Here is a 14,746-nt window from a genome sequence, read left to right as displayed (position 1 = left end):
ACCCCAGGAAACCCCTACCCCAACATGGTGCACACACACTCATGGCAAAACGAATCACCCCACCAAACCGTCACACTCACCACCACGTGGGACGTCACACTAACCAACCCATTCACCAACACCACGCACACAATCCCTAGCATTACAAGCACAAGAGAAACCAGCGCCCCATTCCTGTTAACAAAACCCCACCAAGTCCTCACCGACCACGCCGAAAAAACCCACGGACACTAACCAAACAGAGAAACCACAAAGTAAACCGAGAAAACACCAGCTCATTCAAGAAAGATAACCGCCTCGACATCGCAATCGGTACTTCCTTGAAAGAGACAGTGACTGAGCGGGGAGGGAGTCGCCAGACCACACAATGAATCTCTCTCGCGCACCTTAAGCTTTCCCTCACCGCACAAGCTCTCCTTCACCGCACAAGGAAATTCGCCACTCCACAACGAGGAGCCTCCACCACACCGCTTAAGGCAACTCGCCCAGTCGCGGAGGAAATACTCCCCTCAGCGCACAAAGAGCCTCACCACGCCGTAACGAGGGACCTCATCACACCGTGCAAGGCACCATACCGCGCCATAAAAAGAAGCGGCTGGTGCAAGCCCGCCGCAATTCGCGGGCTTACACCAGCCACCTGAGGTTAACGGTCAGTTCTGGCCGTGGAACGGAATTCCGAAATCGATCGAGTCGAGCGAGGCCAGGAAGGACTCAGGAACTTCTCCATCCTGGAAATCCAGTTCGGAATAGTTCGCATCGGCCATTGCCTCAGCAGTGGGCTCCACGACAACCTCGTTGTAGCGAGCCAGGCCGGTGCCGGCCGGGATCAACTTTCCGAGGATGACGTTCTCCTTCAGACCCACCAGGTGATCAACCTTGCCGTTCATGGCGGCTTCGGTCAGGACCTTTGTGGTCTCCTGGAAGGACGCAGCCGACAGCCACGAATCCGTTGCCAACGACGCCTTGGTGATACCCATCAGCATCTGGCGACCTGACGCGGGCTGACCGCCCTCGGCGGCAACTCGACGGTTGGCCGACAAGTACGCTGAACGATCCACCAGCTGACCCGGCATGAACGAGGTGTCGCCCGGCTCCAGAATAGTGATCTTGCGCAGCATCTGGCGCACGATGACCTCGATGTGCTTGGCGTGAATACCCACACCCTGATCGCGGTAGACCTTCTGCACCTCATCAACCAGCTGCTTCTGAGCCACATTGCGGCCCATAATACGCAGGACCTCCTTGGGATCCAACTGGCCTTCAGTCAACGGGGTTCCAGCTTCGATGTGGTCGCCCTCGTTCACCAGGAGTTTCTGGCGACGAGTCACCTCGATGACTGAATCCTCACGGCCATCATCGCGAGTGATCACGATCTTACGTGAACCGGGATCTTCGTCGTCAATATGGACGCGACCGGCGGCCTCGTTCATCTTGGCTTCAATCTTCGGGCTGCGCGCCTCGAAAAGCTCCTGAACACGCGGCAGACCCTGGGTAATGTCAGCAGCCGACGCAGCACCACCGGTGTGGAACGTACGCATCGTCAGCTGGGTACCAGGCTCACCAATCGACTGAGCTGCGATAATACCGACAGCTTCACCGATCGAGACGCGCTTACCGGTGGCCAGCGAACGGCCGTAGCAGCTGGCGCACACGCCCACCGCCGACTCACAGGTCAGCACGGAACGGGTCGTCACCTCGGTCACACCGGCGGCAACCATCTGAGCAATCAGGTCATCACCAATGTCGGTGCCAGCCTCCGCCACGACAGTGCCATCTTCACCCACCGCATCGCGGGCAAGCGTACGGGCGTACGCAGTAGTCTCAACCGCTTCAACGGCTTCCCACTCGTCAAACTCGTTCTTGCGGGCGATCGGCACGCGAATGCCGGCGCGGGTACCGCAGTCCTCTTCACGCACAATCACGTCCTGCGACACGTCGACCAGACGGCGGGTCAGGTAACCAGATTCGGCGGTACGAAGAGCGGTATCAGCCAGACCCTTACGAGCGCCGTGAGTTGCGATGAAGTACTCCAGAACCGTCAGGCCTTCACGGTAGTTTGCCTTAATCGGACGCTCAATGAGCTTCTGCTTCGGGTCAGACACCAGGCCACGCATACCGGCGATCTGCTGGACCTGGCTCCAGTTACCACGAGCACCCGACGACACCATGCGGTAGACGGTGTTGCGCGCATCGAAGTTCTGACGCATGTCGTCAGCAACTTCCTCAGTGCACTTCAGCCACAGCTTGACCAGTTCCTCGTACCGGGTTTCTTCCAGGATGATACCGGTGTCGAACTGGTCCTGAATCTCCGCAGCCTTGGCTTCGTAACGCGCCAGGATTTCTTCCTTGCGGTCTGACGCCTGAATGTCAGAGAACGCGATTGTGATGCCAGACCAAGTTGACCAGTGGAAACCGGCAGCTTTCAGTGCGTCCAGAGATTCGGCGACGAGGACGTTCGGGTAACGCTCCGTCAATGTGTTAACGATTGTTCCCAGCTGCTTCTTACCCACAACGTAGTTGACGAACGGGTAGTCGACCGGCAGAGTCTCGTTGAAGATCGCGCGCCCCAGCGAGGTTTCCAGCAGGATCGGATCGCCTTCTTCCCAGTTCTCCGGGACTTCCCAGCCCTTGGGCGGCACAATGTCGGTGAAGCGGATCCGTGCACGGGCATTCAGATCCAGTTCGCCACGATCAAACGCCATACGTGCCTCAGCCACTGACGAATAGCACGGTACAACCGGCTCACCGTTTTCATCAGTCGCCACCTCAACAGCCGGATCAGGATCACTGGTCAGGTGGAACAGACCAATGATCATGTCCTGCGACGGCATTGCAACAGGGCGACCGTCGGAAGGCTTGAGGATGTTGTTCGTCGACAGCATCAGGATGCGTGCCTCAGCCTGAGCCTCAGCACCCAGCGGGAGGTGGACTGCCATCTGGTCACCGTCAAAGTCAGCGTTGAACGCGCCACAGGCCAGCGGGTGCAGCTGAATAGCTTTACCTTCAATCAGCTGCGGTTCGAAGGCCTGAATGCCCAGGCGGTGCAGTGTAGGTGCGCGGTTCAGCAGCACCGGGTGCTCACGAATAACGTCGTCGAGGACGTCCCACACCTCGGGGCGCTGGCGCTCAACCTTACGCTTGGCTGCCTTGACGTTCTGCGCGAACGACTTCTCAACCAGGCGCTTCATCACGAATGGCTTGAACAGTTCCAGAGCCATCTGCTTGGGCAGACCGCACTGGTGCAGTTTCAGCTGCGGGCCCACCACGATGACCGAACGGCCCGAGTAGTCCACGCGCTTACCGAGCAGGTTTTGACGGAAACGACCCTGCTTGCCTTTGAGCATGTCAGAGATCGACTTCAGCGGGCGGTTACCAGGACCGGCCACGGGGCGGCCACGACGGCCGTTGTCGAACAGGGCGTCCACAGACTCCTGCAGCATGCGCTTTTCGTTGTTGACAATGATCTCGGGCGCACCCAGCTCCAGCAGCCTCTTCAGGCGCGTGTTGCGGTTGATGACGCGACGGTACAGATCGTTCAGGTCCGAGGTCGCAAAGCGGCCACCGTCCAGCTGAACCATCGGGCGCAGATCCGGCGGGATGACGGGGATAGCGGTCAGCACCATCGACTCCGGCTTGTTACCGGTTTGCACAAAGGCGTTGACGACCTTCAGGCGCTTGATCGCACGGGTCTTGCGCGGGCCCGACTCGTTGGCGATCGTGTTGCGCAGGTTCTCCACTTCGGCATCCAGGTCGAAGGTCTGCAGACGCTTCTGAATGGCGGCTGCACCCATATCGCCCTTGAAGTACGTGCCGTAACGCAGCTGCATGGCGCGGTACAGGCGCTCGTCACCTTCCAGGTCACCAACCTTGAGGTCGCGGAAACGCTCCCACACGGTCTCCAGCTGTTCCAGGTCGCGGTCGAAACGGCGGCGAATCTGCCCCATTTCGCGTTCCCCTGCCTTGCGTTCACGGTCGCGATCGGCAGCTTTGGCGCCATCGGCTTCCATCTGTGCCAGGGTCTGCTCCAGCTTTTCGGCGCGCTGGTTGATCGCGTCGTCACGCTGGGACTCCAGGTGGCCCTTTTCAACTTCGAGCTCGCTGCGCAGGTCGGCAAGGTCCTCGTCGCGACCCTTTTCGTCAACCTCGGTGATCATGTAGGCAGCGAAGTAGATAACCTTTTCGAGGTCCTTCGGAGCCAGGTCCAGGACGTATCCGAGGCGTGAGGGCACGCCTTTGAAGTACCAGATGTGCGTGACAGGCGCTGCCAGGTCGATATGACCCATGCGCTCGCGACGCACCTTCGAGCGTGTGACTTCGACGCCACACTTTTCACACACGATGCCCTTGTAGCGCACGCGCTTGTACTTGCCACACGCACATTCCCAGTCGCGGGTCGGACCAAAAATCTGTTCACCGAACAAGCCGTCGCGCTCAGGCTTGAGGGTGCGGTAGTTAATCGTTTCGGGCTTTTTTACCTCGCCGTGGGACCATCCTGAGATGTCATCTGTCGTTGCCAGGGTGATCTTGAGGCTGTCGAACGTCTTAGCGTCGATCAAGGTCTCGCTCCTTGCATTAGTTCGTCGGTTCCAGCGTAAGTGGTCTGCTCAAGCCCGCCGCTGGAGGGGCTGAGGTTCCCCGCAAGCGCGTCGCCCTCGTTCGTCGTCTTGATTGACGAGGGCGACCTGTGCGCCGCGGAACCGACTGAGTTAAATGGCGTCAATGGTTGCTGCTGCGTTCGGACGGGCATCCAAGGTGATGCCCATATCCTCTTGCGCATCGTACGATTCGTCCTCGTCGCGCAGGTCAATCGGGTTGCCTGCCGCGTCGAGTGCTTCAACGTTCAAGCACAGCGAGCGCATTTCCTGGATGAGGACCCTGAAGGACTCTGGAATACCAGGTTCCGGGATGTCTTCACCCTTGACAATGGCTTCGTAGACCTTGACACGTCCAACGGTGTCGTCCGACTTGATGGTGAGCAGCTCCTGGAGGGCGTAGGCGGCACCGTAGGCCTCCAGTGCCCACACCTCCATCTCGCCGAAGCGCTGGCCACCGAACTGGGCTTTACCACCCAGCGGCTGCTGCGTAATCATCGAGTACGGGCCGGTTGAACGGGCATGAATCTTGTCGTCAACCAAGTGGTGCAGCTTGAGCATGTAGGCGTACCCCACTGCGATGGGGTACGGGAACGGTTCACCCGAACGGCCATCAAACAGCTGAGCTTTACCTTCATCGTTGGTCAAGCGCTCTCCATCACGGTTGGGACGAACTGAACGCAGCAGGCCTTGCAGCTCATCTGCTTCCAGACCGTCGAACACGGGGGTTGCAACCAAGGAGCCGGGCTCGGCGCTGATGCCGTTCTCAGGCAGGAACTTCGTCCAGTCTTCGCCAGCTTCCTTCGCCTTCGTGGCATCCCAACCCTGGTGGGCCAGCCAGCCGAGGTGGTACTCGAGCACCTGACCGACGTTCATACGTCCAGGAACGCCCAGCGGGTTCAAGATGATGTCCACAGGTGTGCCATCTTCCAGGAACGGCATGTCTTCGACAGGCAGAATCTTGGAGACGACGCCCTTGTTTCCGTGACGGCCAGCCATCTTGTCACCAATGGTGATCTTGCGGCGCTGAGCCACGTACACGCGCACCGTCTGGCGCACGCCGGGGTTCAGATCGTCTTCTTCGTCATTGAACTCGCGCACGCCAATGACGATGCCCTCTTCACCGTGTGGGACACGCAGGCAGGTGTCGCGCACTTCGCGCGCCTTCTCACCGAAGATGGCGCGTAGCAGGCGCTCCTCACTGGTCAGTTCGGTTTCACCCTTCGGGGTGACCTTGCCGACCAAAATGTCGCCGGCCTGAACCTCAGCACCGATGCGGATGATGCCGCGTTCGTCAAGGTCAGCCAGTGATTCCTCGGACACGTTCGGAATGTCGCGCGTGATTTCCTCGTCGCCCAGCTTCGTTTCGCGGGCGTCAACCTCGTACTCCTCAATATGGATGGAGGTCAGGACGTCATCCTGCACGACGCGGCGTGACAGAATCACGGCATCCTCGTAGTTCAGGCCTTCCCACGACATGTAGGCGACCAGCAGGTTCTTTCCGAGGGCGACTTCACCGTTGTCGGTGGCCGGGCCATCAGCCAGAACGTCTGCTTCTTCAACGCGTTGGCCTTCCTCGACAATGACACGCTGGTTCGTGCAGTTGCCGGGGTTGGAGCGTTCAAACTTTTCGAGTCGGTAGGTGTCGCGGCCACCCTCGTCAGTTTCAACGACGATCAAGTCGGCGCTGACCTCGGTGACGACACCGGCGCGCTCAGCGATCACCATTTCGCCTGAGTCCTGAGCGGCGCGGCGTTCCATGCCGGTGCCGACCAGTGGAGCTTCGGTGCGCAGCAACGGGACAGCCTGGCGCTGCATGTTCGCGCCCATCAGGGCTCGGTTGGCGTCATCGTGCTCGAGGAACGGGATGAACGCGGTGGCAACAGAGACCATCTGACGTGCAGAAACGTCCATGTAGTCAACGTCGTCGCGTGCAACGAGCAACGGGTCTTCGCCGGAGAGACGGCACAGAACCATCTCTTCGGCAAAAGTGTTGTCCTCCGTCAGCGGCGATGATGCCTGAGCGATGTAGTGGCCGTTCTCGTCATCAGCGGTCAGGTACTCGACCTCGTCGGTGACGTGGCCGCCACGCACCACGCGGTACGGCGTCTCGATGAAACCGAAGGGGTTGATGCGCGCGAACGTCGCCATCGTGCCGATCAGACCAATGTTTGGGCCTTCAGGGGTTTCAATCGGGCACATGCGTCCGTAGTGCGACGGGTGAACGTCACGGACCTCCATGCCGGCACGGTCACGCGACAGACCGCCAGGGCCCAGTGCCGACAGGCGGCGCTTGTGCGTCAAACCGGCCAGCGGGTTGTTCTGATCCATGAACTGTGACAGCTGGGATGTTCCGAAGAACTCCTTGATCGCTGCGACAACGGGGCGGATATTGATCAGCGACTGAGGCGTGATCGAATCGGCTTCCTGCGTTGTCATGCGTTCACGCACGGTGCGTTCCATGCGCGCCAGGCCGGTACGCACTTGCGACTGGATCAGTTCGCCCACCGCGCGGATACGACGGTTACCAAAGTGGTCAATATCGTCCGACTCAACGCTGACTTCCACGGCTTTGCCGCCACGCACGCCGGTGAACGTCTTGTCACCCTTATGCATCGAGAGCATGTATTTGATGGTCGTGACGATGTCTTCCAGCGTCAGAACGGAGGTACGAGGATCCGCATCCAGAGCCAGCTTCTTGTTGATCTTGTAGCGGCCAACCTTCGCCAGGTCGTAGCGCTTGGAATCGAAGTAGAAGTTGTTCAGCAGTGTCTGAGCTGCGTCGACGACTGCGGGCTCACCGGGGCGAATCTTGCGGTAGATATCCAGGAGAGCTTCCTCCTGGGTGTCGACCGTGTCCTTCTCAAGGGTTTCCAGCAAAACCGGGTAGTCCGCGAACTGTTCACGGATCTCAGCTTCGGTCATGCCGATAGCCTTGAGGAAGTGAGTCACCGACTGCTTACGCTTGCGGTCGATACGCACACCCACTGCGTCGCGCTTGTCGATCTCGAATTCGAGCCAGGCACCGCGGCTGGGGATGACTTTGGCTCCGAAGATTTCCTTATCGGAGGAGCGGTCAGATGTGCGCTCGAAGTACACGCCAGGCGAGCGGACCAGCTGGGAGACGACGACGCGCTCCGTGCCGTTAATGATGAAAGTGCCGCGCTTGGTCATCAGGGGGAAGTCACCCATGAAGACGGTCTGCGACTTGATTTCGCCGGTCATGTAATTCATGAACTCGGCGGTGACGTACATCGGTGCTGAGTACGTGTAATCCTTGGCCTTTGCCTCTTCGACCGAGTACTTCGGGCGTTCGAGTCGATGGTCGCGGAATGACAATGACATGGTTTGTGCGACGTCTTCAATCGGCGAGATCTCCTGGAAGATTTCTTCCAGCCCGGAAACGTCCGGCACGTCGAATCCGCCTGAAGCTTTCGCAGCCTCAACGCGTTGTTTCCAATTGTCGTTCCCCAGAAGCCAATCGAAGCTCTGAATCTGCAGACCCAGCAGGTTCGGGGCCTGCAAAGGTTCGCGAAGCTTCGCAAATGAGATACGGTTCCTGGGCTGATGTGCAGTGGTGCTACTGGCAGCCAAAGGGTGTCCTTCCCTGCAGTCGGTGAGTGCGCGCTCCCGCCTGCCGCCCCTATCTGATACTGTGTCGCTAGCACACTTAGCGCTGGTCTCGCGTGCGGGCACAGCTCACCTCGGGCGTCATCAGGCGCAAATAGTTATGTTAGAATCCTTCGCCGCCGTCGGCAAGGGGTATGCGCGAAGCTGTGCCCAATCTCACGGACCCCACCGCCGTGTTGCTTGGGGCCTGACCGGCGCTTTCACTTTTCTCTGCCCCTCCCGTTCACTGTTCTTTGCCCCCGTTTACTGTTCTCTGTCCCTCCCCTTCACTGTTTTCCACCCTTTCCATTCGCTGTTTCTGCCCTTTCCGTCTGGCTGGTTGTTGCCGGCGGCTGGTCGCCGTCTTTTCCCAGCCCCGAGTGCCGCCTCTCCCTCCTCCTCCCTCTCCCCCTCTCCCTCTCTCCTCCTCTCCCTCCGCTTCCCTTCTGTCGATCTCGACCGGTTTTCTTCGCAATTGACGAGGGTACCCATCCGTTTATGCAGGTCGCAGGCGCGGACGTGCAATGACACCCGAACTGAGTGCGCTGAGATCGACAGATGGGTGAATCGAAGGGAGGAAGTCAAGATCGACGGTCGGGTAAATGAGGGGAGAAAGTCGAGATCGACAGACGGGAATAGTACGGAAGGGGGTGGTGAGAGAAAGCGAGCACGGGAACGAACGGCGAACCGAATTAGGAACCGCTCGCCAGGTGCTCAATACACGCGAGCCAGCAGACACCAGGCCCTACCGGCCGCCGCCAAGGATGTCGCGAATACAAGCAGACAGCAGCACTGACTTCGGGTCCAGTCCGCCAGGCTCGTTCATGCGGCGCACATTGTATCCGAATGCCAAGCCGTAGAACGGATCAGCAAAGCCCAACGCTCCGCCCGCACCGTCGTGCCCGATAGCCTGATAGGAGCCAAACGGGAACATACCATTGGGCTTTTGAAACACCCGAGCAAAGCACATGACGTTTTGCAGCACTCGATCCATCCCGAACACCTGCTGCGTTCCCATTAGTTTCACCGTGTCAGGCGTTAAGAACGGCTCAGACAGATCATGGCGTGGGTTTCCCTCGTCAATTCGTGAAGCAGAACAGTCGTTGAGACCGGTGACAGCTGCTGCGTACAGGCGAGCCAGGCCGCGAGCGGAACCGACCCCACCTGTCGACGCAACGCCGGCGGCACGAATATGGCGGTGGTTCGGTGTGGGTGTGTTGTCTGGCTCAATGACGCCGCCACCGAGTGCGGACAGCGCGCCAAGCGAATCTCCGAGCTCGCACTGGCCTACCGCTGCCGCAAGCTCATCAGCGCTGACAGGCCCGGCGCCAGGATCGTCGGACAGAGCGGCCGTTCCCGGAACCCGTTCGCCACGCTTGTCACGTTCCGCCAGGGCTTTCTCGAAGGGAAGAGACGGCAGGATGGGTTCGTAGCGATCATCTTCCGATTCAGGAAAGCCGATATAGAAGTCAATGTCACGTGGGGCACGAACCTCACGCTCGTAATGGGTTTGCAGGTCCTCGCCGGCGACTCGACGGAAAAGTTCCTCCATCAGCGGTCCGATCGTGCGGCCGTGGTAGCCAAACGCCGTGCCCGGGCGCCACAGCGGTGACATGGCTGCCAACTTTGCCGCCATCCCGCGCGAGTCATAGGGCACATCCATCAAACGCATCGATTCTTCGCCAAGCAGTCCCGCCTGATGGGACAGCATTTGACTGACTGTAATCTGGTCTTTGCCACAGGCGGCAAACTCCGGCCAGTAATACGCAACTCGCTGCTCAAGATCCAAGTCACCTGAGTCAACCAAGCGCGCCAAGGTCAGTGCGGAAGCACCTTTTGTTGCCGAGAAAAACCCTGTAACCGTCTGCCCATCCATGAGACCGCCGCCCCATAAGTCAACGATCTTGTCACCGTTGACGTAGGCGCACACCTGAGCAGAGTAGGTGGGATCGCGCTGGAGCATGCGTGCGAAAAGAGTCTTGACCGACTCGAATCGTTCGTCGACCCAGCCGTGCACCTCTCCGGCGCGGCGCGGCTCATCCGCGTCGATGTCACGTGCGGCTGCATCTGTCCGGCTGTTCATTTCCGTATTCATGGCACTCTCCTTTGCGCGCTTGCACTGTCAGTTTCTCGCAGGTTCACCGCCGCTGCCACCGCTACCGCCGCACGGGCCGATCCGCATACCGCCCTTCGCTCCCTCACACCCCTCGTCCCCCATCTGTCGATTTCAACGGGTCTGAGTGACCTATTGCCGAGCAGACTCCGCTCCTTTTGCAGGTCAGAAGCTCGCGAGCATATACGGCGTGTCTGCAAACGAAGTGAGATCGACAGTTGGGGAATGGAATGGAGGGCGGAGTTGAAGCTGCCGCCTTTGCCGAGAGCTTCGGGAGCACAGAAAACCCGCATACCTGCAATTACACGACGCACCAGTCGCGGCTTGGCGCCCCAGTACACATCCTGCCCCCACACAGCGAGGATGCAGACGGCGAGATCTTCAGTGCCCCCAGCGCGCGTACTGATCTTCAATGACATCCTTGCCGTCACGCCACCACGATTCATGTGAGCGATACCAGGCGATCACCTCAGCCAGCCCCGCTTCAAAATCCCTCTTTTCCGGCTCCCACCCAAGATCCCGGCGCAGTTTGCTCGCATCCAGCGCGTATCGGCGATCATGGCCGGGCCGATCCCCGACCCAGTCGAAGTCATCCTCGTCCCTGCCCATGAGGCGCAAGATCGAGCGTAAAACGTCAAAGTTGGAACGCTCCCCTTCGGCGGAAATCAGGTATGTTTCTCCGGGTATGCCGCGACACAGGATCTGCCAAACGGCCGCCGAATGGTCGTCGACATGGATCCAGTCGCGAACGTTTCGTCCATCGCCGTACAGCTTGGCGCGCCGGCCGGTCAAAATGTTCGTGATCTGTCGAGGAATGAATTTCTCAATGTGTTGATATGGTCCGTAGTTGTTCGAGCTGTTCGAAATTGTCACCCGGACACCGAAGGTGCGAAACCATGCGCATGCCAGCAGGTCAGACGAGGCTTTGCTGGCGCTGTAAGGGCTTGACGGCTTCACAGGTGATTCTTCAGTGAATCGCATGGAATCATCGAGAGCCAGGTCGCCGTACACTTCGTCGGTGCTGACGTGATGAAAGCGCCGCTCATGGTGCCGGCATGCCTCCAGCAGTCTGTAGGTGCCTGAAATGTTAGTGTGGATGAAAGGCTCGGGGTCAGCAATCGATTTGTCATTGTGGCTTTCGGCGGCAAAGTTCACGACGGCCTCGTGGTCAGCGACCAGGGATTCAACCAGCTCCTCGTCACAGATATCCCCAACGACGAGGGCGACTCTGCCGGGCGGCAAACCATCAAGATTGTGCCGGTTCGCGGCATAGGTCAACTTGTCGAGCACCGTGATGCGAATATGAGGATCGCGTTCGAGTGCGAATCGCACAAAGTTACTGCCGACGAAACCGCAGCCACCGGTGACCAGCAGGGAGTTCATGGTGTCCGACATGGATCCTCCTTTCCCCTCGTCAATTGTCACACGGAAAGCACTCCCACTCGGAGCAGCGGGGCGCGGCATTCGCGTGCAGACATCGCGGCCGGGCGGCTAGCGTGCAGACATCACGGTTGCGGGGCTCGCGCGTCACCGCCTGCCCACACTGCGCACAGTGGCCACACCGCCCATATACAAGTGTCGCGGCCCAGCTGATGCTGAACCGCGACAACTTGATATGCGCTTAAGCTAGCGCGAGAGTTTCAAGTGAAATCACTTGAGGGTGACGGTGCCGCCAGCCTCTTCGATCTCTGCCTTGGCCTTCTCGGCGTCTTCCTTGGAAGCGTTCTCGAAGATGGTCGACGGTGCGCCGTCAACCAGGCCCTTGGCGTCCTTCAGGCCGAGGCCGGTGAGGGACTTGACAGCCTTGATAACGGCAACCTTCTTGTCGCCGGCTGCTTCGAGGACAACCTCGAACTCGGTCTTTTCCTCAGCTGCTGCTTCTTCACCGGCAGCGGCTGGTGCTGCAACAACGGCGGCGGCCGGTGCGGCAGCCTCAACGTCGAAGACCTCTTCGAACTGCTTGACGAAATCGGACAGCTCGATCAGGGTCATTTCCTTGAAAGCTTCGATGAGCTCATCTGCGGAGAGCTTAGCCATGAGTGGCATCCTTCCTTGTTTGGCCTGCTACGCGAGCAGATTACGTTGTGTAAATGAGTCCGGGTGCATGGCGGTGAGGCCAGTAACCCGGGGCCTGTCGCGTCAGGCCGCTTGCTCCTGCTTGTCGCGAAGAGCATCGATTGTGCGCACAGCCTTGGTGGGCAGTGCATTGAATGCGTACGCAGCCTGGGAGAGCTTCGCCTTGAGGGCACCTGCAGCCTTGGCCAGCAGGACCTCGCGGGATTCCAGATCAGCAAGCTTCTTGACGGCGTCAGCATCGAGTGCGACACCATCCATAGCGCCAGACTTCAAAACCAGCGCCGGGTTATCCTTGGCAAAATCACGCAGCGTCTTGGCGGCCTCAACCGGCTCACCGCTGACGAATGCAATAGCTGTCGGGCCCTTCAGGTCGTCCTCGAGGAAATCGAATCCGACTTCGCGGGCCGCCAGCCGTGCCAGCGTGTTCTTCACCACGGCGTAGCTCACGTCATTGCCCAAACCGCGACGCAGCTCCTTGAGCTGTGCAACGGTCAGACCGCGATACTCAGTCAGCAGCACGGCATCCGAGTTGCGGAACTTCTCCGTCAGCTCGGCGACAACTGCCTCCTTGTCAGACCTCGCCATGGTCCTCCTTCCGAAAAGTCAGCCGCCGTACCCACGAAAAAGCCCGACACGCAGGTTCGTGTCGGGCTTGCACCACGCTTGTCCAGTTTCCCGCAAGGGAGCTGTTCAAGTCACGTTACCTGCGTCGGTCGCTCTTGCGCTTCGATCTACTGTCAGTAGATGTCCGACGGTCTTTGGCTGTTCCACTATACCAAGATCGATGTGCGGCCTCTACTGTGCGCTGTGTGCAACAAAGCACGTTTGCGTGCCGCTATTTATTCCCGCCCTTATGCCTCTGGCATCCTGCACATTCCCACGTGTTCTCCTCTCGCTTTTTCTCGCCGTTCTCTCCGCTCGCTCTCTTAGCTCCCCTCGGCATCCCTCTTGGCCTGCTCTCGACCTGCTCCTCAGCCTTCCTCTCCGCCTTCCCTCATCTTCCCCCTCCCCCTCATCCTGTCCGCATTAATCCCCAACTGTCGATCTGGAGCTCCCGTTATCGTCCTAATTGACGAGGGAGGCCCACACCTTCCGCGAATAACACTCTCTGACCAGTGAAAACGTTCGTCAGTGTTGAAAGCCAGTAATCCAGCCCGCCTTCTTGGTCCATCGAGATCGACAGTTGGGATTGGTAGGGGTGGGTGGGCTTCGGGAAAAGGGGGCTGCCGAGAGTAAGACGAAATGCGGATGAGACCGGACGCGGAAAAGGTGGCACGCAACGAAGACGTTCCACTAGAGAGTCGCCATTTGCTGAAGTCGGCTCAGGTCAAAATGCCATGCGCTGGAGACGGCGTGCTAGAAAGGGGCCGCGCATTCAAGACAGGGCTCATCGATGACGGCACACAATGGGGGTGGGTTCGCACACGCGTGCGAACCCACCCCCATTTATCAAGATTGCGACGTGACGCGGGCGCTGCGGCACCCTCGTCGAGGATCGCTCAGGCATCAATCCGCCTGGTCATCAACCCAACCGGTCATCTCTGCAACCGATCGCCGAAGCACCGAGAATCAATGCCGTCAGGCATCGAACAATCAGTCGTCAGTGCCGAGCAGATCGCGCGTCTTGGTCGGATCCAACGGGATGCCAGGGCCCATCGTCGTTGAAACGGTGGCCTTCGTGATGTAGCGACCCTTGGAGGAGGACGGCTTCAGACGCAGGACTTCATCGAGGGCAGCGGCGTAGTTTTCCGTCAGCTGCTCAGCAGTGAAGGATGCCTTGCCGATGATGAACGCCAGGTTCGCGTGCTTGTCCACACGGAACTCGATACGGCCACCCTTGATCTCCTTGACAGCCTTGCCAACTTCCATCGTGACCGTTCCGGTCTTCGGGTTCGGCATGAGGCCACGAGGACCGAGGACGCGACCCAGACGGCCAACCTTGCCCATCATGTCAGGGGTTGCGACGGCCACATCAAAATCGGTGTAGCCCTTCTGGACCTTCTCAATCAGTTCGTCGCCGCCGACCTCGTCAGCTCCGGCGTCGATCGCTTCCTGCGCGCGCGGGCCCACAGCGAAGACCAAGACCCGTGAGGTCTTGCCAGTGCCGTGCGGCAGGGAAACGGTTCCGCGGACCATCTGGTCTGCTTTACGGGGATCGACACCCAGTCGGAACATCACCTCAACGGTGGCGTCAAACTTGGTGACAGTGGTTTCTTTTGCCAGTTTCATGGCTTCAAGAGGTTCGTATACCTCACCGGCGTGGATCTTCTCCGCGGCGGCCCGGTAGCTCTTCGAGCGCTTTGTCATTCTGCTATCTCCTTGCAGGTGTGGTGTGTTCGGGCAAGCGCTTGCCCTT

General features: G+C 59.4%; 7 protein-coding genes. All 7 read right to left on the bottom strand.

Going from position 1 to position 14,746, the window contains the following annotated elements; translation table 11 throughout:
- Positions 1-650: 650 nt before the first annotated feature.
- Positions 651-4,556 (bottom strand): DNA-directed RNA polymerase subunit beta', encoded by a 3,906-nt coding sequence (locus tag AC1EJ1_RS02510; RefSeq protein WP_285014737.1) that lies wholly within the window; start codon positions 4,554-4,556, stop codon positions 651-653.
- A gap of 150 nt (positions 4,557-4,706) precedes the next feature.
- Complete coding sequence (rpoB, locus tag AC1EJ1_RS02505) at positions 4,707-8,186, bottom strand: DNA-directed RNA polymerase subunit beta (protein ID WP_480289465.1); 3,480 nt, start codon at positions 8,184-8,186, stop codon at positions 4,707-4,709.
- Between the two features lie 760 nt (positions 8,187-8,946).
- Positions 8,947-10,296 carry a serine hydrolase domain-containing protein gene (locus AC1EJ1_RS02500; RefSeq protein WP_092648788.1) on the bottom strand — a complete coding sequence of 450 codons (1,350 nt, stop codon included), beginning with the start codon at positions 10,294-10,296 and terminating at the stop codon, positions 8,947-8,949.
- 399 nt (positions 10,297-10,695) lie between these two features.
- Positions 10,696-11,709 carry a dTDP-glucose 4,6-dehydratase gene (gene rfbB / locus AC1EJ1_RS02495; protein ID WP_070725390.1) on the bottom strand — a complete coding sequence of 338 codons (1,014 nt, stop codon included), beginning with the start codon at positions 11,707-11,709 and terminating at the stop codon, positions 10,696-10,698.
- A 255-nt stretch (positions 11,710-11,964) separates the two neighbouring features.
- Positions 11,965-12,351 carry a 50S ribosomal protein L7/L12 gene (gene rplL, locus AC1EJ1_RS02490; protein WP_070725389.1) on the bottom strand — a complete coding sequence of 129 codons (387 nt, stop codon included), beginning with the start codon at positions 12,349-12,351 and terminating at the stop codon, positions 11,965-11,967.
- Positions 12,352-12,453: 102 nt separating this feature from the next.
- Positions 12,454-12,975, bottom strand: coding sequence for a 50S ribosomal protein L10 (gene rplJ, locus AC1EJ1_RS02485; RefSeq protein WP_058237180.1), 522 nt, complete (start codon positions 12,973-12,975; stop codon positions 12,454-12,456).
- A gap of 1,008 nt (positions 12,976-13,983) precedes the next feature.
- Positions 13,984-14,697 carry a 50S ribosomal protein L1 gene (gene rplA / locus AC1EJ1_RS02480; RefSeq protein WP_058237181.1) on the bottom strand — a complete coding sequence of 238 codons (714 nt, stop codon included), beginning with the start codon at positions 14,695-14,697 and terminating at the stop codon, positions 13,984-13,986.
- Positions 14,698-14,746 lie beyond the last annotated feature (49 nt).

The sequence above is a fragment of the Pauljensenia sp. C0170B4 genome (assembly GCF_056590235.1).
This window is presented reverse-complemented; position numbering and strand designations above follow the sequence as displayed.

Excerpts from the sequence above, each read along its gene's own strand:
- rplJ (WP_058237180.1), bottom strand. The coding sequence starts at position 12,975 with ATGGCGAGGTCTGACAAGGAGGCAGTTGTCGCCGAGCTGACGGAGAAG.
- rplA (WP_058237181.1), bottom strand. The coding sequence starts at position 14,697 with ATGACAAAGCGCTCGAAGAGCTACCGGGCCGCCGCGGAGAAGATCCAC.
- rfbB (WP_070725390.1), bottom strand. The coding sequence starts at position 11,709 with ATGTCGGACACCATGAACTCCCTGCTGGTCACCGGTGGCTGCGGTTTC.
- rplL (WP_070725389.1), bottom strand. The coding sequence starts at position 12,351 with ATGGCTAAGCTCTCCGCAGATGAGCTCATCGAAGCTTTCAAGGAAATG.
- AC1EJ1_RS02500 (WP_092648788.1), bottom strand. The coding sequence starts at position 10,296 with ATGAATACGGAAATGAACAGCCGGACAGATGCAGCCGCACGTGACATC.